Genomic DNA, 21,828 nt, shown 5'->3' on the forward strand with positions numbered 1-21,828 from the left:
TTCGTCGGCTTTAGTTGTGGAGTGGCGGTGGTGGTGGCGGAGGAGGAGGCGGTGGATCATGGTGACCGTACTGCTGGTTGTGATCCTGGTGGTCGCGGTGTCGGTGCTGCTGGCTTTCGTCATCGGCTACAACAGGATCCGGGCCGCCGACGTCCGGGTTGACGAGGCTCTGGGCGGCATCGACGTCGAGCTGACCCGGCGCGCCTCCCTGGTACCCGGTCTGGTGCACACGGTGCAGACCTTCGCCGCCCACGAGAAGTCGATCCTCGACCACGTGACCGACGCGCGAGCCGCACTGGCGTCGGCCACGGCGGGCACCTCGGTGGTCCAGCGCAGCACGGCCGAGTCGCAGCTCGACACGGCGCTGGCTCCGCTGCTGGCCCTGGGCCAGACCTATCCGCAGCTGAACTCGTCGACCAACTTCCTCAATCTCCAGCAGAACCTCGCCGACACCGAGGACAAGTTGGCCTTCGCCCGCCAGTACTACAACGACGCGGTCGCCACCCTGAACAAGACGATCACCACCATTCCGTGGATGTTCGTCGCGGGCGCCACCGGGGTGTCGCAGCGGGAGTTCTACCAGAAGCCGTAGGGCCGCACCCGCCGCTGGCCCGGCGGCTCGTCCCTCGCCGCATCGTCACCCTCGGGTGCCTGGTGGTCGGGTTCCTCAGCGGCTCGTCCCTCGCCGCATCGTCACCCTCCTAGACTGTCCGGGTGCGTCTCGTCTTCGCCGGCACCCCGGAACCCGCGCTACCGGCACTGCGCCGGCTCATCGCCTCACCGCGCCACGAGGTGGTCGCGGTGCTGACCCGGCCCGACGCCGCGGCGGGCCGGCGCGGCCGGCCGACCCCGTCACCGGTGGCCCGGCTGGCCGAGGAGCACGGGATCCCCGCCCTCAAACCGGCGCGCCCGAACTCACCGGAGTTCCTCGCCGAACTGCGTGAGATGGGGCCACAGTGCTGCCCGGTGGTGGCCTTCGGCGCCCTCCTCGGCGAACCGCTGCTGGCGGTGCCCGAACACGGGTGGGTGAACCTGCACTTCTCCCTGCTGCCCGCGTGGCGGGGCGCCGCCCCCGTCCAGGCGGCGATCGCCGCCGGCGACACCATCACCGGGGCCACCACGTTCCTCATCGAGCCCAGCCTGGACAGCGGACCCGTCTACGGCGTGGTGACCGAGGCGATCCGGCCCACCGACACCGCCGGCGACCTGCTCGGCCGGTTGGCCGACTCGGGCGCGGCCCTGCTGGAGGCGACCCTGGACGGTATCGAGGCCCGGACCGTGACCCCGGTGCCCCAGGATGCCGAGGGGATCAGCCTGGCGCCCAAGATCAGTGTCGAGGGCGCGCGGGTGAACTGGTCGCTGCCCGCCTTCGTGGTGGACCGCCAGATCCGCGCCGTGACTCCCAACCCGGGCGCCTGGACGATGGTCGGTGACCTGCGCCTCAAACTGGGGCCGGTGTCGGTTGTCGGGGCAGGCGACGGGACCGACGGGCTGGCCCCCGGGGAGATCAGCGTCGAGCGCAACCGGGTGCTGATCGGAACCGGTTCGGATCCAGTGCAGTTGGGCACGGTGCAGCCACCGGGAAAGAAGCCGATGAACGCCGCCGACTGGGCCAGGGGTGCGCGGATGCGTGCCGTGAAGGCGTCATGAGCGAACGACACGCCCCCCGCCGCGGCGGCACCGGGCCGCGCAGGCCGCGGCGCAGACCACTGGATCCGGCCCGGCGGGCCGCGTTCGACGTCCTCACGGCGGTCTCGGACCGCGACGCCTACGCCAACCTGGCCCTGCCCGCTTTGCTGAACGAACGCGGGATCGTCGGGCGCGACGCCGCGTTCGCCACCGAACTGACCTACGGGGCCTGCCGCACGCTGGGGCTGCTCGACGCCGTCATCGCCGCCGCCGCGGGCCGGCCCACCGACCGCATCGACCCGGTGTTGTTGAACCTGTTGCGGCTGGGCGCCTACCAGCTACTGAGGACCCGGGTGGAACAACACGCCGCGGTCTCCACCACCGTCGAACAGGCCGGTATCGAGTTCGATTCGGCGCGCGCCGGATTCGTCAACGGTGTCCTGCGCACGATCGCCGGGCGCGACGAGGCATCCTGGATTGCCGAGTTGGCGCCGGCGATCAGCACCGATCCCGTCGGCCACCTGGCGTTCGCGCACGCCCACCCGCGGTGGATCGCGCAGGCGTTCGCCGACGCGCTGGGCGCGCGCGCCGCCGAACTGGAGCAATTGCTGACCAGCGACGACCAGCGTCCCGGCGTGCATCTGGCGGCACGTCCGGGCGCCCTGACCGCCGCGGAACTCGCCGACGCCGTGGGCGGCACCCCCGGCACCTACTCGCCCTACGCGGTGTATCTGCCCGCCGGGGATCCGGGCCGGCTCGCACCGGTCCGCGACGGCCAGGCGCTGGTCCAGGACGAGGGCAGCCAACTGGTGGCGCGTGCCCTGACGCTGGCGCCGGTGCAGGGCTCCGACGGCGGACGCTGGCTGGATCTGTGCGCCGGCCCGGGAGGCAAGACCGCATTGCTGGCGGCCATCGGCGCCCAGCAGGATGCCACGGTCACCGCGGTGGAGCCCGCGCCGCGTCGCGCCGAACTGGTGGAGCAGAACACCCGGGGCCTCGGCGTCGAGGTGTTGCGCGTCGATGGCCGTGAATCGGGCCTGGCGCCCGGGTTCGACCGGGTCCTGGTGGACGCCCCGTGCACGGGTCTGGGGGCGCTGCGCCGCCGTCCCGAGGCGCGCTGGCGCAGACAGCCCGCCGACATTCCGGGTCTGACCAGGCTGCAGCGTGAGTTGCTGGCGGCCGCGATCGCGCTGACCAGGCCAGGCGGTGTCGTGCTGTACGCCACCTGCTCGCCGCACCTGGCCGAGACCGCCGGCGTGGTCGCCGACGCGCTGCGTCAGCAGCCGGTCGAAGCGCTGGATGCCCGTCCGCTGTTCGCACCCGCGGCCGACCTCGACGCCGGACCGGCGGGAACCTGGGTGCAGCTGTGGCCGCACCGGCATGGGACCGACGCGATGTTTGCCGCTGCGTTGCTGCGTACCCGGTGACTTAAGGTAGCCACATGTCCCCGCGGCCCCCACTGATTGCCCCGTCGATCCTGTCCGCCGACTTCGCCCGGCTGGCCGACGAGGCCGCCGCCGTGGAGGGCGCCGACTGGCTGCACGTCGACGTGATGGACGGGCATTTCGTGCCCAACCTCACGCTGGGGCTTCCGGTGGTGGAGAGTCTGCTCGCGGCCACCGACATCCCGATGGACTGTCATCTGATGATCGACGACCCCGACCGGTGGGCCCCGCCCTACGCCGAAGCCGGTGCCCACAACGTCACCATTCACGTCGAGGCCGCCGCCGACCCGGTCGGAGTCGCCCGCGACATCCGCGCGGCCGGCGCCAAGGCCGGGCTGTCGGTGAAACCGGGCACCCCACTGGAGCCCTACCTGGAGATCCTGCGCGACTTCGACACCCTGCTGGTGATGTCGGTGGAGCCGGGGTTCGGGGGCCAGAGCTTCATCCCGGACGTGCTCTCGAAGGTGCGCACCGCACGCCGGCTCGTCGACGCCGGTGAGCTGACCATCCTCGTCGAGATCGACGGCGGCATCAACGCCGACACCATCGAGGCGGCCGCCGAGGCCGGCGTCGACTGCTTCGTCGCGGGGTCGGCGGTCTACGGTGCCGAGGACCCGGCCGCCGCGGTGGCCGCGCTGCGCCGACAGGCCGGTGCGGCCTCACCGCATCTGCGATGCTGAGCGTCGAGGAGGCCATGCGCCTGGCCGTCGAGCACGCCGAACAGGTCAAGGGCGCGACATACCCGAATCCGCCCGTGGGTGCGGTGATCCTGGACCGCGACGGCGCCGTGGCCGGGGTCGGGGCCACCGAACCACCCGGCGGCGCCCACGCCGAGGTGGTGGCGCTGCGGCGGGCCGGTTCCCGGGCTGCCGACGGCACCGCCGTGGTGACCCTCGAACCCTGCAACCATCACGGTCGCACCCCGCCCTGCGTGGACGCCCTCCTGGCGGCGGGGGTTTCCTCGGTGGTGTACGCCGTCGCCGACCCCAACCCGGTGGCCGCCGGGGGCGCCGAGCGGCTGTCCGCGGCGGGCGTACAGGTGCGGGCCGGGGCCGAGGTGGGGCTGGTCGGCGGCGGTGTGCTGCGGGAATGGCTGCACAAGCAGCGCACCGGCCACCCGCACGTCACGTGGAAGTACGCGGCCAGCATCGATGGCCGCAGCGCCGCGGCCGACGGCACGAGCCAGTGGATCACCGGAGAGGCCGCCCGCGCGGACGTGCACCGCCGCCGCGCCGTGGCCGATGCGATCATCGTGGGCACCGGGACCGTCTTCGCCGATGACCCGACGCTGACCGCGCGCCTGCCCGATGGCAGCCTCGCGGCCCGACAGCCGTTGCGGGTTGTGGTCGGTATGCGCGAAATCGCGCCGGAATCAAGGGTTCTCAACGATGACACTCGGACGATGGTGATCCGGACGCACGACCCGCGGGAGGTGATCCGCGCGTTGGGGGACCGCACCGACATTCTGCTCGAGGGTGGGCCCACTCTGGCCGGCGCGTTCCTGCGGGCCGGGCTCGTCGACCGGATCCTGGCCTACCTGGCCCCCATTCTGCTGGGCGGGCCCGTGACAGCGGTCGACGACGTCGGTGTGCCCACCATCGCCCGGGCGCGGCGGTGGCGATTCGACGGTGTGCAGCCCATCGGGCCGGATCTGCGGCTGTCGCTGGTGCCGGATTGAGACCCGTTGGCGTAGAACACCGCCGGCCGACGAGTCGTGCCAGGATGGCAGGGGTGACCTTGCTGCGCCGCGTGCTCATCGCGGTCGGGGTGGCCGCGATGCTGGTCGCCCTGGCCGGTGTCGGGGCGCACTTCAGCGGCCTGGTGAGCACCAGAATCGTTCTGGTGGCCTCGTTCACACCGCTGTTGGTGCTGGCCGGTGTGCTCGCGGTGGCGCTGTTGCTCGCTGCGCGCCAACGGGTGCTGGCCGGGTTGGCGGTGGTGGTCGTGGCGCTGGGGGCCTGGACCCAGGCGCCGCTTTTCCGGGGCACGGCGGCGAACGCCGCCGACGGCGGTGTGTCGATCACGCTGATGCAGGCCAATATCCGTCTCGGTGAGGCGGATCCGCAGGCGCTGGTAGACACCGTGCGTGCCGAGGACGTCGATGTGCTCACGGTGGTCGAACTCACTCCGGGCGCGGCCCGGGGGCTGGCGGCGGCCGGGCTGCAACGGTTGCTTCCGCACTCCTATCTTCGGCCCCGCGAAGGTGGGGGCGGGGCGGCGATCTTCGCGAAGTATCCCCTCAGCGAGCCGGCCGAACTGGATGGATTCGCGCTGCACAACATCCGGGCGCTGGCCGATATCCCGGGAGCCGGCAGCGTTGCGGTGTACGCGCTGCATCCGGTGCCGCCCTACCCGCAGCCGGCCTGGAAGTGGGATCTCGAGCTGCGCCGGCTGCGCGGAGTGTTCGCGGCCGAGCGGCACCCGTTGATCGTGGGCGCCGACTTCAACTCGACCTACGACCACCGCCGGTTTCGCGACCTGCTGGGTGATTCGGCACCGGGCGCCACGGCGGCACCGATGTTCGACGCTGCCGAACACGTCGGCGCCGGGATCGTGACGACCTATCCCGCCGACCGGTGGTACCCGCCGCTGCTGGCCATCGACCGGATTCTGAGCAGGGGAGCCACACCGGTGTCGTTTCACCGGGTGGACCTGCCCGGCTCGGACCACCGCGGAGTCGTCGGCGGGATCCGCCTGCCCCGGGCGGACTGACCGGTCCGGACAGCGCGGGCGGCACGGTCTGCGGCCACACTGAACCGCGGCCATACTGAACCGCGGCCGAACCAGGGCCGCAACGCGATCCAGCGCACGGGGCCGACGGCGGGTCAGCGGAGGGCCGAGACGCCATCACTGGATGCGGGCCGCGACGAACGTTGCTCCTCGATCATCGCGACCACCGCGGAGACGTACGGTTCCCGCACGATCGAATGATGGTCGCAGTCCAGCCGTTCGATGCGCAGGCGGCCGGTGAGCAGGTGCGGCCACAGGCGTTCGTCGTCGCGGTTGAGATGGCTGAGCACCAACAGCGTGTTGCCGGCCCACGGCGCCGGGCGGTGCATCAACCCGACCCTGACCCCCACTTCCTCCATAGCCTGGGACTGACGCCGACTGTTGCCGTGGGCCAGTCCGGCCAGCGGCAGAAGCATTCGGCGCCGCCACAATTCGGTGCGGCGCAGGCGGCTGTCGTCGAGGGTGAGGGTCGAGTCGGGCAGCGAACGGCGGATTCCGCGCACCGCCCCGGGAGAGATGAACGGGTCCAGCAGGGCCACCAGCGCAACCTCCTCGCCGGCGGCCTCCAGCCGCCGCGCGACCTCGACCGCGATATAGGAACCCAACGAGTGACCGATCAGGGTGTAGGGCCCGCGGGGCTGGATCCGTCGCAGATCACGCAGGTGCCGCCGGGCGGCACGCTGGATGGTCCAGTCCGGAATGCCCCTGTTCTCCAGCCCGTTCGGGACGAAGGCGTACACCGCGGCGCCGGCGCCGGCGCGGTCGGCCAGCGGGAGGAAGGTCAGCGCCGAGGCTCCCGCGCCGGTGAAGCAGAACAGCGGCTCGGGTCGCGTCTCGGCCGAGAGGTGACGTATCGGCACCGTCGTCGGGGCCAGCGGTAGCCGCGGTGCCGGCGGCTGTGCGCCCGAACGCTCGGTGACCGTGGCCGCGAACTCGGCGACGGTGGGTGCCTTGGCGAGGTCGGCGTGAGCCAGCCTGACACCGTGCAGGTCGCTGATCCTGGCCAGCATCTGCGTGACGGTCAGCGAGTCACCGCCGAGCGCATAGAAACTCTCGGTGCGGCCGACCTCACGGAGTTGGAGCACCTCGGCCCAGATCTGTGCGACGGCGGCTTCCAGTCCGTCCCGCGGCGGCGCCGACTGTGCCCGCGCGGGCGGGGGCAGCGCGTTCAGGTCGAGCTTGCCGCGCTCGGTGCGGGGGAGCGCCGTGAGCATCACGATATGAGCCGGCGCCATCCAGGGCGGGAGGTCACGATGGATCCGTGAGCGCAGTTCGGCCACCGACGGCGTGCGGGCGTCCCCCGCGGGCGCGAGATAGGCGACCAGTTCGGTGGCGCCGCCGGAGGACTGCGCGGCGTCGAGCGCAAGGACCGCCGCTTCCCGGACGTCGGGGTAGCGCAGTAGGGCCGCCTCGATCTCCGCGGGCTCGACCAGGTAGCCCCGGATCTTGACGGCCGCACCGGCGCGACCGAGGAGTCTGAGCACTCCCGGCGGGTCCCAGCGCCCGATGTCACCGCCGCAGAACGTCCTTGTGCCGTCCCGGTTGTCGACGAAGGTGCCGCCCGCGGCGGCGGGGTCGAGATATCCCAGCGCAAGGTACTTCGAGGTGACCGAGACCGTGCCGTCGGCGGCGACGTCGATGACCTTGTGCGGGGCCGGTATGCCGGCGGGAATGGCCCCCTCGGGGATCGGCGCGCCGGGAGCGATGTCGTAGGCGGCGATCGCGCTCGCCTCCGATGACCCGACCCAGTTGGTGAAGGTGGCCTGGGGTGCCATCTGGCGCGCCCGATGGGCGTGACGGGCGTGGGCCGCCTCACCGGTGGTGATGATCCGTTGCAGAGAGGGCACCACGTCGCCGCCGGCCGCGGTGGCGACCGCGTCGAGGAACGCTGGTGTCGAGATCATGACCTGCGCACCCGTATCACCGAGCCGCTCGAACGCCGATCGGGCCGTCTCCGTGCGCGGGTCGAGGGCGACCACCTCCGCCCCGGCCAGGAGCGAGCCGGTCAACACGTTCAATCCGGCGCCGAAACTGATTGGCAGGCAGAGGGCGACCCGCCGCTGGGCGCCGATCCCGAACCGGTCGTGCAGGAGCTGGGCGTCACACAGCCACATCCCGTTGCTATGCAGCACGGCCTTGGGGACGCCGGTGGAACCCGACGTGAACTGGATGCTGGTCACGTCGTCGGTGCCGAACCGATGGCGCGCCAGTGCGCTGTGCGGGCCGGAGCCGGGCGTCAGCGACGACACGCGGCAGTGCGCGGGCAGTTCGTCGGCCGGGGCGCTGTCGGGGTCGTCGGTGAGCAGGGTGTCGACGCGGTAGCCGAAGCGCTCCAGGATGTCGGTGATGGCTCCCACCCGAGTGGCCGGCAGACCGGGATCCACGGCCACCAGAACCGATTTCGACGCGAAGAGGGCGATGATCGCCCCCACCGCCTCGGTGGACAAGCCGGCCGAGAGCAGGACCGCCCGTGGGTGGTCGGGGTCGGTGTCCAGCCGCTCGCCCCACCGGGCGGCGATGTCCGCCAGCTCGCCGTAGTGCACGCAGGAGTGTCGGGTGCGCACCGCGGGGGAGGCGGCGAACCGCCGGGCGGTGTCGTCGAACTGGTCGATCACCGACCGGTAGCGCAGCGGACGGTCGGCGGGGGCGCGGTGGGGCTCGGGTGTGGCCGGGTTGCTGTGGTCTTCCATCGGTTCGTCGGGTTCGTCGGGGCGCAGGGCGCGGCGCAGCAACCGCACCGTCGGGACCGCGATGAGCAGGGTCGAGAGGAGCTCGGCGGCGAGGTAGGTGTAGCCGACGGCGTTGATGCCCCACAGCGGTGTGGTGATCGCGACCCCGGAGACGATCACCACACCCAGCAGGATCTGGACGGCCACGGCGAACTTCAGTCTGCGTTGCAGCCGTGCCAGCGCCACGTAGATCGTGAGCAACGCCAGGGAAGGCAGGGTCAGCGCCATCAGCCGGATCAGCGTGGTGCCCTGAGCGGCGTATTCGCTGCCCATCACACCGAGCACCAGCGGCGCGGTGAGCAGCAGGGCGAGCCCCCCGATCACGGCGGCGCCACCACACATCAGGGTGAACCGCACGGTGCACGAGCGTAGGTCGGCGCCCGGTGAGGAGGCGGCCGCGATGAACGGCGCCGCGGTGGCGTTGATCAGCACGCCGAGGGTGTTCATCACCAGCCAACACATGGAGAAGTAGGCGTTCATCTCGGTGCCCAGTCGAGCCACGATGATCAGCGGAACCAGAAGCGGCACCACGACTCCGACAGCGTTGATCAGATAGGAGCTGACGAAGAAGTGAACCAGCTCGGCACGTGCGGGCAGGCTCGGGGCCCCGTCGCGGCGGCCGCCGACGGGCCGGATCACCTTGGTGGCGACCAGAGCGGTGATCGCGGCGGCGGGCACCACCCACGCCCACACGATCGCCGAGCCGGTGGCCAGCGGGATGCAGGCACCGACCAGGATGAGCTTGACCGTCGACTGGGTGATGTTCTTGGTGGCGATGGTTCGGGCGCGCCCCAGCCCGATGAGAATCTGGTCCTGGATGGCGAAGGCGGCCAGGACCGCGACGAACACCGGGAACAGCGCGGTCTCCAGCGGTCCGGTGAACAGTGCCTCCCGGGGCCCCACGGCGATGAACACCACGCCGAACAGCACGGCGGCCAAAAGGATCGTCGTCATGCCCAGGCGGATGTAGCGGCGCGTGTGATGGCCGGACAGCGGAAGAAAGCGCTCGTAGAGACTGCCGAGGCTCAGGTTGGCCAGGATCGCGATGAGGGTCGCCGAGGAGATGATCGCCGAGGCGCGGCCAACTTCGGCGGTGGCGTATCCGCGGGCGGCCAGCGTCCAGAAGGCAAAGCCCAGAACGCCGGTCGCCGCGCTCGACGTGATGACCGCGGCGATGTCGATGCCCAGTGCGCGGCCGTGCAGCCACGGGCGCGACTGCCGGATCTGCGGGGAGTCGGCGGAGTAGTTGTCGATCATGCGGGCGGCAAGGCGTCAGCGCTCGTCGCAGAACTCGGTGATCGGCAGTCCGACGTGGCGTGACTCGGTGGGGAGGTAACCCAGCAGCCGGTCACCGGGTTTGAGGTCGGTGACGTTGTTGACGGTGCCGCCGGGGCCGAGCAGCCGGACATGCCAGTCGTCCTGGGTGATCACGTTGACGGTGTCGCCCTGCGGGGTGGTCGCGGTGACCGACAGCAGGGGGCGCCGTTCGATCTTGACCCGGCCGATGCGTACCTCGCGGGCGGTCCCGTCGCTGCGGACGGCGAGGATGGGTTGTCCGGCGCGCAACTCACTGACATAGCGGGTCCGGTTCTCGGGTACCAGGACATAGGAGTGCACGGCCCCCGCATTCCAACGGAACGGGCGGGTGGGCATATACGGCAGTGGGTGTGTTTCACTGCAGGACAAGAACATACCTCCAGCGAACGAGCCGATCAGACAGCCCTCGTCGGACTCCAGCAGCGAACAGGTGTCGATGCAGGCGCGGTCGCCCATGCCGATGTGTTCGACGCCGCCGACGGTCAGCTCGACCAGGCCGATCCGCTCCGCGCGGTGCGACACCACACGGGCGAGGGTCGCGACGTCGTCGGGGCCGGTCGGAGTCAGCAGCAATCCGTCGGAACCGTGTTCGAGCACCAGCTTGACGATCTCGGCGTCGGTGATGTCGTTGACGACGGTGATGGTGCGCCCGTCGGAGTTCTCCGCCGCGGCGATGACGATCTCCAGCGGGATCTTCGTCGGGTCGGTGAAGGTCAGCACCGTCCACGGCGCGGTCCGGACCAGATCGCAGGCCCGGTGCAACGTCGCGGCATCCGAGACCACCACCTGCGTGGCCCATTCGGAGCCCGACCAGGGCCCGGTGGGACGGTCACCCCGGACCAGCACCAGGTCGGGCTCGCCGTACGCGGCCGCCCCGATCTCGGCCTGCTGGATCGCCGCCTCGTCGGCGTCGACGAGGTTGTCAGGGTTGTCCGCGGCGAGGATCCTGCGGATCGTGGGTGGTAATTCGCTCAGGGTGGCCGCGTCGTCGCAGACTATGCCGTCGAGGCGATGGTGGATGGCCGCCTGAATGACGGCGGGGCGCTGGTCGGCGTCGACACCGCGAAGGTCGACCCAGGCGAAGTGCTGCTGGTGCCGACTCACCCCGGCGGAGGGCATGGGGGTGATGTGGTCGGTGACGATCTCGGAAAGCTCGGTCATGGGGTCCTCGGATGTGGGAAAGGAACTGCCGGTCAGGCAGATTCGCGGGAAGCCAGCAGGGGCCGGGAAGTGCCGCTCCGTGCGTCGTGCAGTCGTTCGGCCAGGCCGGCGGCGACGCGCTGGGGGTCGTGTGCATCGAAGATCATGCGGCCGAAGCTCAGACCGGACACCCCCGACGCGGCGACCTCGGCACCCAGTGCGATCGCGGTGTCGTCGTCGCCGCATGCGGGGCCGCCTGCCACCAGAATGGGCAGCGGGCAGGAGTCGGCCACCGCCCGCATCGCCTCCGGAGATCCCGCATAGTCCAGTTTGACGATGTCGGCGCCCAGATCGGTGGCGATCGCCGCCAGGTGTGACAGGGTCTCGATCTGGGACTCGATCTGGATCTCGACCTGCGCGTCGACCAGCTCGCCCCGTGACCGTGTCTGCGGGCCGCGCGCGTACATCATCGCCAGCAACGGCACCCCGAGCGCTTCACACGCCGTGGCCACGGCGCCCAGATCGCTCAACTGTGTTGCCTCGGTGAGCGATCCGACGTTGATGTGGACACTGACCGCATCGGCGCCCAGTCGCAGGCACTCCTCCACCGAACCCACGATCACCTTGCCGGTGCGATCGATGGCCAGTTCGGTACCCGCCGACAGGTGGATGATCAGGCCCATGTCGGTGAAATGCACCGGGTCGATGGAACGGGCACGTCCCTTGTGGACCACGATCGCGTCGGCTCCCGCGGCGGCGAGCATGCCCGCCGTGCTGTCGGCATGGTCGGCACCGCCCAGCGGGCCGATGGTCACCGAATGGTCCATCGGCACGACCAGGGCGCGGCCGCTGTGGGTGTTGAAGATCCGCGACAGGCGAATCCGCTTCCCGGTGTCTCCGCGCCGACGCCACGCGCGGTCTTCAAACATGGTTGCTCCGATCGAATGCGACCCAAGGGTTTGCATAGGCAAGGCTAGCCTAAATCATGTGGAAGTCGTGTCCTACGTGGGGGCGACTGCCGGCGGGCCCAGCGTGGTCCGCCCGGTCGCCGTGGGGGCGGCCGCGGGGTCCCGGCCGAACCACCTCAACCGAAGCGCCACGGAGTGGGGAAGGGCAGGCCGAAATACACCTCGCCCAACGCATCCTGTTCGGCCGGTGAGGTGGCCCAGCGGTAGAGGCGGGCCCGGCGCAGCGGCCATTCCATCGGGTCGTCGCTGAACCGATGCAGTGCCGCGGTGAGGGTGGCCGAGAAACTCTGGGCCTGCCAGACCCTGGGTAGCGCGGTGGCGCTGTAGGAGTCGAGGAATCGTCGCCGGCCGGTGCGATAGAAGGCGCCGAGCGCGTGCGACAACACGCAGGCATCCGAAAGGGCCAGGTTGAGTCCTTTGGCGCCGGTCGGCGGGACGATGTGTGCGGCGTCGCCGAGCAGAAACAGCGACCCGTACTGCATCGGTTCGGTGACCTCGCTGCGCAGCCGGGCCAGGCTGCGATCGAGGATTTCGCCCGTCTCCAGTGGGGGACAGTCGTCGGCGTCGCTGCGGCGCAGCAGCTCCTTCCAGATCCTGTCGTCGGACCACTGGGAGAGGTCGGTCTCGGCGGGCACCTGAAGATACTGTCGGGTGATGTCGGTGCCCCGCATACTGTGCAGCGAAAGACCCTCGGGGTGCGCGCAATACATGCCTTCCGCGGTGACCGGCGCGGTCCGGGCGAGAATTCCGAGCCAGGCCACGGGGTAGTCGCGCACGAGGCGGGTCAGCGCGGTCGGGGGCGGTAACGTTCTGCAGAGGCCCTGGCTGCCGTCGCAACCGGCTACGAAGTCCGCCCGGACGTGATGCGTCTGCCCCTCGACGGTGAATGTCACTGTCGGGTGGTCGGTGTCGATGTCGGCGACGGCGACGTTCTCGGCACCGAAGATCAGCGGCAGGCCCGCGCCGAGGCGCGCTTCGACGAGGTCGTGAACCACCTCGGACTGGCCGTAGACGTAGCTGTGCCGCCCCGAGCGGGCATGCAGGTCGAGGTGGTGGGTCTGCCGGTCGAAGCGGACATAGAACCCGTCGTGGACCAGTGCCCGGGAATGCAGGCGGGAGCCGACACCGATGTCGGTGAGCAGCTCGACGCTCACATGTTCGAGAATGCCCGCCCGAACCCGGTTTTCGACATAGTCTCGGGACCGGTGCTCAATCACCACCGCGTCGATGCCCTGGAGATGCAGCATCTGGGCCAACGCCAGGCCTGCAGGGCCGGCGCCGATGATCGCGACTTGGCAGCGCACCAACGAGTCCGTCCTTTGTTGAATCCGGATCGGCGACCCCGGACCACAGTGGGGGCGGGACGCCGAGCCTGTGCGGGCTCTCAACCCGCCACCAATAGGTAGAGGCAAGCCTAACCTAATTATGTACTATCGTGCAGTCCGGGGCGGGGTGCGACGGATATCTGACACCGGGGCCCAACACCGAGATCGCCATGGCGACCACCGTGATCCGGGATCGCGGACGACCTGAGAAAGTGACTGACTCTTCGTGACTGAACTGGCTTCCAACCGCACGGATCGGCGCCCGGACCCGGAGTTCACCGACTCCCATGCCGACAACGAGGCCCTGCCCCTCGTGCCCGACGGCGAGTCGGCCGACCGCGACGATTCCGACCGTCCGTCGGTCACCGTCGTGATCCCCACACTGAATGAATCACGCAACCTGCCCTACGTGGCCGGGCGGATGCCGCCTGTCGACCAGATCGTCGTGGTTGACGGCGGCTCGGTCGATGACACGGTGAAGGTTGCCCGCGAGCTGTGGCCGGACGCTACCGTGTTGCGGCAGAGCCGATCCGGCAAGGGCAACGCCCTGGCGTGCGGCTTCCGTGAGGCCACGGGAGACATCCTGGTGATGATCGACGCGGACGGTTCCACCGACCCGGCCGAGATCCCGTTGTTCGTCCGGGCCTTGACCGGCGGGGCCGACCTGGCCAAGGGCAGCAGATTCGCCCACGGCGGTGGCAGTGACGACATCACCCGGTTCCGCCGGGTCGGAAACTGGGGCCTGAACTGGTTGGTCAACCGGATCTTCCGCACCGCGTTCACCGATCTGTGCTATGGCTACAACGCCTTCTGGCGGCATGCGCTGGCGGCCGTGGACCTGCCGCCGACCGAAATGGCGGACCCGCAGTGGGGCGACGGCTTCGAGGTCGAAACCGTCATCAACGTCCGAATCGCCCGGAGCGGCTTGCGCATCCGCGAGGTCGGTAGTTTCGAGGGCAGGCGGATCCACGGGCGTAGCAACCTCAATGCCTTCAGCGACGGTCTGCGGGTGTTGCGGACCATCGGCCGTGAACGTCGTGAGCACAGGGCCGTCGGCGCCAAGATCTCGACCCGGGACTGAGCGGCCCCGAGAACGCCGCAACCGGCCCCGGGCCGGTTGCGGCGTTACGCTATTCGGGCGGCATCCATTTCCACTTCTCGATGCCGGACCCGTCGTGGCGGAACACCACGGTCTCTCCGTTGCGGTACACCAACGTCCAGCCCGGCGCGGTGGACAGGTAGCTCTGGAACTCCGGGATCGCCTCGGACCGGTACTCGTTGTAGTACCTGATCGCCTTGCGCGACTGTTCGCTGAAGACGACGTAGATGTCGAAGGGGCGCTGGTCCAGCGCCCACTCCAGGGCACCGAGTTGCTCGTCGGTCGGGAACGTGGCCTTCTCGCCGGTGAGGTTGAAGCTCAACGGATTGTCGAAATCCGGATCGCGCAAGGTCAGTTCGGCGTAGGGCTCACCGACACGTGCCGGCATGCCGCCGGGGTGCAGCATCATGATCCGCACCCCGGGCTCGGCGGCTGCGGTGATCGCGTTCATCACGGTGATCTGCTCGCGGCTCTCCACGACCATCGGCCACAGGGCCACGTAGGCGTGGAGCCCGGCCACGCCGGCCACGCTCAGCCACAGCGACGCCGCGAGAGCAGGTGCCGATCGGCGGCCCGGCCCCGCGTGGTCGAGGGCCCGGACCAGCACGGGCGCGATCAGCAGTCCGCACCCGATCAGGCCATAGAGGTAGACGCGGAAGATCGCCTCGCCGCCGTAGCTCTGCCCGAGCAGCAGCAACAGCGGGGAGAACGCCAGGATGCACGGGGCCAGGATCGGGCGTCCGCGTCGGCGCAGCCACCAGGCGGCCCCCACCGCGGAGGCGACCACCGCCACCGACAGCGAGCGGCACACCACCGACGTGAACCACTTGGCCACGCTGCTGTCGAACCGGCTGAAGTTGCTCGAGGCGTTCTGGACCGGGCTGCCACCGGACAGCAGCCCGTAGGGCAGGACCGCCTGCAGGTTCAGCAGCAGGTAGCCGACCGCGACGACCACCATGGCCACCAACGCCCACCAGGGTCTGGCGCGCCTGGTCACCACCAGCAGACCGGTGGTCAGCAGCACCCAGAACGGGGTGAGTTGGTGGGAGGGCACGACGGCCACGAATGGGATGATGGCCAGCGCGCCTGCCGCCGGGGTCTCGCGCGATGCCAGCAGCAGCACCATCAGCCCGAAGGCCAGGATGAGCGTCCAGGCCTGCGGGGAGAAGTAGTCCTGGCCCACCCAGTTCACGAGTTCGACGACGAAGGCGGCGGTGAGCGCGACCCGTCGGCTCCAGGAGCACACCCGTGCGGCACTGAAGACGGTCAGCGCGATGAGAATGTGCACCACCGGGGCAAAGACGTGGGCGATCGTGGTCGGACTCAATCCGGAGACGTCGCAGAACCACGCCGAGGTGACGAAGAAGGCGGGCCACTGGGCGTAGATGTCGGTGCCGTTGGGTTGGATCAGGCCGTGGATGAGGATGTAGTCGACCACGGCGATGTGCTTGTAGGTCCAGTCGTATAGCGGCATCTCCGTGGCAACCGTCGTCGTCACACGGCTGACGACGATCGCGGTCGCCAAGGCGAGTACCGCCGCGGGTAGGTGTGCCGAGCGGATCGCCGAGACGAAGGCCAGTGCGGTGACGACGATCGCGACCGCCAGGACGGGGCCGGACCCCGAGAAGAGCAGCCCGTAGAGGCCGGCGTCGGCACCGGGCAGGGCCGGCAGGCTTGCGGCCCACATCACCAGCGCGGCACCGCTCATCGCGACCGACGGGTTCGCCCATCTTGACCGCGGCACCGTGGCGGGCCGGCGGATCTCGGGTATCCGCAGCGTCGGCCAGCTGTTCCGGCGGTACCAGAGAACGCTGCTGAGACCCACCGCGACGATACCGACGACGAGGATGCCCTGGGGGTGCCAGCGGTAGGACCACATCGCGGCGATGGTGACGATCGTGGTCACCGACATCCCGAGGACCGGCACCACCCCGGCGCGGGCGCGCGGCGGAATCGCCACCCAGCTGAGAATGGCCGAACCCGGTGCGATCGCGACGAAGCCGGCAAGGAACAGCCCGCGCACCGCAGCCGGCACCGGCAGCAGGGCGGCGGCCCCCAAGAGGGCGCCGACCGCTGCCAGGTCGGCCGGGCGGGTGGGCGTCCGCGGCCAGGGCAGGGGAGTCGTGGACGACGCGGGGCGACCGTCGGTGTCCCCGGTCGCGGGTACGGCGGCGGCTGGGCCGACCATCTTCGTTGCGCTCACCTCATGCACCGGACAACGGGTTGTCGCTGTGCGCGTTCAGCGGCCGGGCGCCCCGGCCCTGGCGTCTACCCCGCCACAGCGCCCACGGCCCACCGAGCACCCAGAACACCTCGGTCCTGCCGACGCCGCGCGGCACCGCCCCGCCGAACCCGCGGGCCGGTGCGGCGACCGCGCCGTAGGCTGCCCCGAACCGGGCGGTGTCGCGCAACCGGCGACGCGCCACGGTGAGTGCGCGGCGCCGGTGCCCGCGATCGAGTGCGACCTTGGTCAGCCAGGCGCCCAGCCCCAGCCCGTAGCCCTTGGCCTGTGCCAGCAGTGCGTCGGGATCGCTGCGGTGACGATGCCAGACGATGGCCGCGGGGTCGTTCACCAGGGTGTGACCCCCCGCGACGAGCCGGTAGAACAGGTCGATGTCCTCGCCGCCGCGGGTCGCGGTGCCCGCGCCCAACGCCTCGTCGAAGCCGCCCATCCCGACGACGACGGCGCGTTTGACGGCGAAGTTCGCGCCGGTCCCGTAACGCCCCACATGGAACGGGAAGAGCGGCAGGTCGGCGGGCGGCTCCGCCAGGCAGTACCGTCGCGGGCTCAAGGAGTCCGCCCAGGACACCCGCTGATCGAAATAGGCCTGTGCGGCCGTGCGCAGTTCCCCGCTGGGCACCAGCCCACACACGCACGCGGCGTCGGGATGTTCGCCGAATCCGCGGGCCAGCCCGTGCAGCCAGCGCGGATCGACGACGACGTCGTCGTCGGTGAAGGCGACGAGACCGTGGCGCGCGGCCCGCAGCCCGGTGTTGCGCGCGGTGGACAGCCCCGGGGTGGGTTCGAGGACGTAGCGCAGTCGCGGGTCGCCGGCCGCGTCGACCACCCGCGCGGTCGCGTCGGTGCGCGGAGCGTTGTCGACGACGACGATCTCGAACTCCGGGTAGTCCAGCGCCGTGATCGAGGCCAACGCGCCGGCCAGGTCCTCGGGCCGGTCCCGGGTGCACAGCACCACCGAGATCGGCGGGGTGGCGGCCGCGGGTGACCGGGTGACTTCCGGCAGGGGCGGCACCGGGACAGTGAGCACGCCGTCGACGATCTCGGCGTCGACGAACCCGATCGGATTCATGTGGTGCCGAATCAGGATCCGGGCCCGCGCATAGTCTTTCGCCTCGGCCGGTTCGACGATCACGTGTCCACGGGCACTGTCGGCGTGATCGAGGTCCAACCAGCCGACCCAGCGGGCATGGGGTCCCCCGTCGGGTGCGGCGGAACGGGGCATGGCGGGGGAGAGCAGCCGTGGGGTCATCGGGTGGTCACCCGCACCCAGTCGACGAGCATCGTGGCCGGGAAGGGCGTGGACGCATTCGGCGGGCCCGGCCAGTCCCCGCCGACCGCCAGGTTCAGCAGGAGGAAGAACGGTGCGTCGAACACCCAGCTGGCGCCCGGTTCGAGGTTGAACGGCGTCACGGTGAGCAGCATGATGTCGTCGACCCCGGTGGTGATCCGTCCGGGGGTGCGTTCCACCCAGTAGGTGTGGAACTCTCCGGCGAGGGGGAACGGGGCCGGACCCGTCGCCGAGATCTGCTGTCCGCGTGCCGTCCCGGTCTGCGGGGCGTGGACCCCGCTGTGGTACTCGGCCGCCTCGTTGAGCGTCTCGATCACGTCGATCTCGCCGCAGGCCGGCCATCCGACCTCGCGTAGGTCGACGCCGAGCAGCCAGAACGCCGGGTGCAGCCCGGCGCCGGCCGGCAGCGCGATGCGGGCCTCGGCGCGGCCCGTGGTGAACGCGAACGAGCTCTCCGTGGTCACGCGCGCGGAGGTGATCGTGCCGGCGGCGTCACGCCGGGCGGTGATCGCCAGATGGCCGGCGCCGTCCAGGCTCACGTTGGCGGGGTCGTCGGTGTAGACCTGCAGTTCGCCGTTGCCCCAGCCACCGCCGCCGGTCTGGGTTCGCCAGTCACCGCCGGGCGGGCTGCCCGCCGGACCGTCGAACTCGTCGGAGAACAGCACACCGTCGTGCGCGGCGGGCTCGGCATGCCCGATCACGGGGGGCAACGAACAGCCGGTCACCAGCATCGAGAACGCGACGACGGCGGCCCGTCGCCGCAGACGTGGCCGACCCGAGTGCCGGGGGCCCGTCATGCGTCGGCCTCCACGCGCTCGGCGGGTTCGGCCCCGGGGGTGAGGCGAGGATCGGGGCTGTCGGTGATCACGGGTCTGCGGGCGGAGCAGCTCACCACGATGAGCGCGATGAGTACCGAGTACACCACGAGTCGTTGGGTACCCCCGGGGCCGAGCAGGGCGGTGTAGCCGCCGACGTAGGCGAAGTAGCCGACCGTCCCGGCCAGTCCGGCCGCGGCGGCGAACCGCCTGGCGCCGCAGGGAAAGGAGGCGGCAGCCGACGGGGAACGGCTGGATCCGATCAGGAAGATCGCGACGGGGCCGAACACCAGGAACACCGTCAGCGCGGTCGTGTGCAGCGCATAGTCGCCGCGCTCGGTGACGACCCCGGCGACGGCGAGACCGACGCCGGCAGCCATCAGGAGCAGGCCGTGCGCCGCCGCGGCGGCCCGGCGCAGGATCCACGACAGCGCCACCGCCGCCACGGCCAGGCCGGTGATGACCAGCGCGACGTCCATGACCGGGTACAGGGCGCTGCAGGGTCGGTTGCCCTCGGGGCCGCAGAACGGCACGCCGAGCGGCCCGATGTGGTCGTCGCGGTAGCCGTAGTGGCCGCGCCAGGTGGCGGCCACCACCCACTCGGCGACGAAGTAGACGACGGTCACGAGGGCGGCGACCATCGCGAACCGCGGGTGGTGCAGCGCATGTCGGACCCGGCTCATCGGCGGTGTTCCTTTCCGGGCGTACGGGATCCACGGGGGGTCGGCCGGAGCAGTCCGGTGGCGAAACCCATGGCGGTAAGCGTGAATCCGAGCACCAGGGCGAGCGCCCGGCCGGGTGTGCGACGGGCGCGCCAGAGCCCGGAGGTGAGCACCGTGGCGGTGTAGCCACGTTCGCTGGCCAGTGCGGGGCCGGCCCCGGACATGCGTGCCAGCGCCGCCTTCGAACGGCCCTCCTGGTAGCAGCGTCGGGCGAAATAGCCGGGTGTGGCGCGCTGGTCGCCGACGTGGTGGGTGACGCGGAAGCCGGTGCGCCGGACGATGCGCCGATCGGGAAAGGCCTGCTGGAGGCGCACACCCATCAGTGTCTCCTCGCATCCGCTCGGCAGGTCGCCGACGCGTCCGAGCCGCGTGGAGAAGCCCTCGATGCGCAGCAGCGCACTGCGTCGGACGGCCATGGCCGCCCCGATGGGATTGCGGATCGACGCTCCGTCGGCGGGCAGGCCGCGGTAGTCGCATCCGACCACCCAGCCGAATTCGCGCGGGAACCACCGCGGCGGTGCCCCACGCTGCCATTGCGCGTCGACGGCGCCGCCGATCGACACGACGGTGTCGTCGGTGAAGGCGCGCCGGGCGGCCTCGAGCGCACCGGCCCGCAGGGTGGCGTCGTCATCGAGGAACACCACGATGTCGTTGCGACAGAGAGCGACTCCGCTGTTGCGGGCTCCGGACAGTCCACGCTCGTCGGTGTTGGTGGCCAGGACGATCCGGTTGTGGAAGGCCTGGTGCAGGGCCGCGTGCAGCTCATCGTTGTGGTCGACCACCACGATCACCTCGTCGGCGGGGCCGGCCTGCGTCAGCGCCGAGTCGACGGCGTCGACGAGGTGGGGCCAGCGGGCCGAGCTGAAGCAGCAGATGACGAGGCTCAGCAGGGGGTTGCACGCGCTGACGTGGGCTGCAGAGGCAGGGCTCAGGGACACGACGACTCCGGAGGCGGGGCAGGGACGGCAAGGACGGCGAGGGCACGGTGGCCGTGCCGCCGCGCTTGGTAAAAACTAGGTTAGCCTAACCTAGGCTGCGTCAGGTCGTGCATCCGGTCCGCCACGGTGCGCAGTGCCTCGTCGACCCGGTCCGGATCGAACACGGTGTCGTGGAATTCGGCGGTGAGCCACAGATTGTCCGATGTCCACGCCGAGGTCACGGTCACGCCCTCGGCGTTCATGGGATCGCTGGCGACCAGGATGTGCGCCGCGCCGCGATCGGTGAACGGCCACAGGTGTACGCGTGCGGCACGGCCCACATTGGAGTGCAGCAGTCGCACCCGCGGGTGGCCGGGGTGTCGTTCGGCGACATCGGCACGCCGGCGCCGGGCCTTGAGGGCGCCGACGAGCAGATTGGCCACCGGGCGGCCGCTTCGTGCGGAGCGATCCATCTCGGCCTGCAGGCCGACCGGTCCGTCGTCGGCGTCGATGGCGAAGTCCAACCCCGCCGAGAACGAGGCCAGCGTGTCCGATCCCGTGCGCAGGTAGCGGCGCACGTCGAACGGGATCTTCACGATGTTCTCCACCGTGAGGCCCGCGTCGGCGAGGCATTCCCACAGCGCATAGGTGCACAGGGTCACCATGCTGACGCCGGGTAGGGCGGCGTCGCGGCGTCGCCGCACCTCGGTGACGAACTCACCGGGCACCCCGACGAATCGTGTGCACGGTGAGGGTTTGAAGACCCCGCTGGTTTTCTGCGCGCCGACGGGCACTGACGGGATCGGGCGGCGGCGGTAGGCGCCCAGCACGGACGCGATGCGCCGGGGGTCGGAGGCGAAGGTGCGCACTCCGGCGCTCAGCAACGGTGGGATCCGGTGCCGGTAGGGAGCCAGGAACGTCGGGTCGCGAGCGTCGACCGCCCCGAAGAGGACGTCGAGCACGGTCTGCACGAGCGGCACCTCGCCCAATCCGTGGCTGAAGTCGATCGCCAATTGATCTCCGGCGCACAGGATGTGGAGGCCATCCGGGCCGTTCTCCGCGCGCAGGGCGCGCACCGCGGGAAGCAGCCGAGTAGGCGGGGCGCCCGCCGGTAGGGGGTCGGTGACGTTGATGGTCCGCGTTGCGTCAACCGGTAGCCGGTGCCAGTGGTTGGTGTGTGTCGAGGGCTGCAGGCACAGTCGCGTCAGCGGGCCCCCGTCGGCCAGTGCGGAGAAGCGTTCGACGAGAACCTCCCACGGCGGCAGTGCCAGCGGCCCGACCAGGACTGTCGACCGCCGCCTGCTGTGGGCGACGTCGAGTGCCGCGACGCGAACGCGGTCGACGGGTTCCGGGCGGGTCATCAGGCTGGCCATGTTGCGCAGACTTTAGCAAAGGCTTGCCTAATTTGAACCGGTCCGGTGTCCGTCGGTGGCGGCATCGACGACGGACGGCCCCCTCGGGA

The 21,828-nt window shown here is 70.7% G+C and carries 17 protein-coding genes; 7 read left to right on the forward strand and 10 right to left on the reverse strand.

Translation table 11 applies throughout. The annotated features are described in order from the left end of the window. The first annotated feature begins 58 nt into the window (after nt 1-58). The 6 genes from CSR00_RS09675 (at nt 59) to CSR00_RS09700 (ending at nt 5,786) form a co-directional block, all read left to right on the forward strand. Nucleotides 59-592, forward strand: coding sequence for a LemA family protein (locus CSR00_RS09675; RefSeq protein WP_099022187.1), 534 nt, complete (start codon nt 59-61; stop codon nt 590-592). 122 nt (nt 593-714) lie between these two features. Next, a complete protein-coding gene (gene fmt, locus CSR00_RS09680; protein ID WP_099022188.1) occupies nt 715-1,650 on the forward strand; it encodes a methionyl-tRNA formyltransferase in 936 nt (311 codons plus the stop codon). Beyond that, nucleotides 1,647-3,056, forward strand: a complete 1,410-nt coding sequence (locus CSR00_RS09685; RefSeq protein ID WP_099022189.1) for an RsmB/NOP family class I SAM-dependent RNA methyltransferase — start codon at nt 1,647-1,649, stop codon at nt 3,054-3,056. The genes fmt and CSR00_RS09685 overlap by 4 nt, the downstream gene beginning before the upstream one ends. Before the next feature lie 14 nt (nt 3,057-3,070). Continuing rightward, on the forward strand, nt 3,071-3,754 hold the full coding sequence (gene rpe, locus CSR00_RS09690; protein WP_099022190.1) for a ribulose-phosphate 3-epimerase: 684 nt from the start codon (nt 3,071-3,073) through the stop codon (nt 3,752-3,754). Further along, entirely contained in the window at nt 3,748-4,752 is a 1,005-nt protein-coding gene (ribD, locus tag CSR00_RS09695; RefSeq protein WP_099022191.1) for a bifunctional diaminohydroxyphosphoribosylaminopyrimidine deaminase/5-amino-6-(5-phosphoribosylamino)uracil reductase RibD, read from the forward strand. The genes rpe and ribD overlap by 7 nt, the downstream gene beginning before the upstream one ends. A gap of 44 nt (nt 4,753-4,796) precedes the next feature. Beyond that, entirely contained in the window at nt 4,797-5,786 is a 990-nt protein-coding gene (locus CSR00_RS09700; RefSeq protein WP_176561983.1) for an endonuclease/exonuclease/phosphatase family protein, read from the forward strand. A 113-nt stretch (nt 5,787-5,899) separates the two neighbouring features. Here the strand turns inward: CSR00_RS09700 and CSR00_RS09705 are convergent, their stop codons facing one another. From CSR00_RS09705 to CSR00_RS09720, 4 genes are all read right to left on the reverse strand, one after another. Beyond that, nucleotides 5,900-9,790, reverse strand: a complete 3,891-nt coding sequence (locus tag CSR00_RS09705; RefSeq protein ID WP_245905922.1) for a lipopolysaccharide biosynthesis protein — start codon at nt 9,788-9,790, stop codon at nt 5,900-5,902. Between the two features lie 15 nt (nt 9,791-9,805). Beyond that, entirely contained in the window at nt 9,806-11,011 is a 1,206-nt protein-coding gene (locus tag CSR00_RS09710) for a 3-dehydroquinate synthase II family protein (RefSeq protein ID WP_099022192.1), read from the reverse strand. Nucleotides 11,012-11,043: 32 nt separating this feature from the next. After that, complete coding sequence (locus CSR00_RS09715) at nt 11,044-11,919, reverse strand: 2-amino-3,7-dideoxy-D-threo-hept-6-ulosonate synthase (protein WP_099022193.1); 876 nt, start codon at nt 11,917-11,919, stop codon at nt 11,044-11,046. A gap of 155 nt (nt 11,920-12,074) precedes the next feature. Continuing rightward, nucleotides 12,075-13,262, reverse strand: a complete 1,188-nt coding sequence (locus tag CSR00_RS09720; protein WP_099022194.1) for a 4-hydroxybenzoate 3-monooxygenase — start codon at nt 13,260-13,262, stop codon at nt 12,075-12,077. A gap of 325 nt (nt 13,263-13,587) precedes the next feature. Here CSR00_RS09720 and CSR00_RS09725 point away from each other — a divergent pair, with 325 nt between their 5' ends. Continuing rightward, the gene (locus CSR00_RS09725; protein WP_099022242.1) at nt 13,588-14,364 is read left to right on the forward strand and encodes a glycosyltransferase family 2 protein; all 777 of its coding nucleotides are present in this window, start codon (nt 13,588-13,590) and stop codon (nt 14,362-14,364) included. A gap of 49 nt (nt 14,365-14,413) precedes the next feature. On the opposite strand, the gene CSR00_RS09730 is transcribed toward CSR00_RS09725, so the two are convergent. From CSR00_RS09730 to CSR00_RS09755, 6 genes are all read right to left on the reverse strand, one after another. Next, on the reverse strand, nt 14,414-16,585 hold the full coding sequence (locus CSR00_RS09730; RefSeq protein WP_245905923.1) for a hypothetical protein: 2,172 nt from the start codon (nt 16,583-16,585) through the stop codon (nt 14,414-14,416). A gap of 1 nt (nt 16,586) precedes the next feature. After that, complete coding sequence (locus CSR00_RS09735) at nt 16,587-17,873, reverse strand: glycosyltransferase family 2 protein (protein WP_245905924.1); 1,287 nt, start codon at nt 17,871-17,873, stop codon at nt 16,587-16,589. After that, nucleotides 17,870-18,709, reverse strand: coding sequence for a glycoside hydrolase family 16 protein (locus tag CSR00_RS09740; RefSeq protein ID WP_407662413.1), 840 nt, complete (start codon nt 18,707-18,709; stop codon nt 17,870-17,872). Before CSR00_RS09740 ends, CSR00_RS09735 begins: the two co-directional genes overlap by 4 nt. Beyond that, complete coding sequence (locus CSR00_RS09745) at nt 18,706-19,410, reverse strand: DUF998 domain-containing protein (RefSeq protein WP_099022197.1); 705 nt, start codon at nt 19,408-19,410, stop codon at nt 18,706-18,708. Before CSR00_RS09745 ends, CSR00_RS09740 begins: the two co-directional genes overlap by 4 nt. After that, complete coding sequence (locus CSR00_RS09750; protein WP_245905925.1) at nt 19,407-20,387, reverse strand: glycosyltransferase family 2 protein; 981 nt, start codon at nt 20,385-20,387, stop codon at nt 19,407-19,409. Before CSR00_RS09750 ends, CSR00_RS09745 begins: the two co-directional genes overlap by 4 nt. Nucleotides 20,388-20,467: 80 nt before the next feature. Beyond that, the gene (locus CSR00_RS09755) at nt 20,468-21,739 is read right to left on the reverse strand and encodes a hypothetical protein (RefSeq protein ID WP_099022198.1); all 1,272 of its coding nucleotides are present in this window, start codon (nt 21,737-21,739) and stop codon (nt 20,468-20,470) included. Between the last annotated feature and the right edge of the window lie 89 nt (nt 21,740-21,828).

Source organism: Mycolicibacterium palauense (assembly GCF_002592005.1).
In the GTDB taxonomy this organism is placed as follows: Bacteria; Actinomycetota; Actinomycetes; order Mycobacteriales; family Mycobacteriaceae; genus Mycobacterium; species Mycobacterium palauense.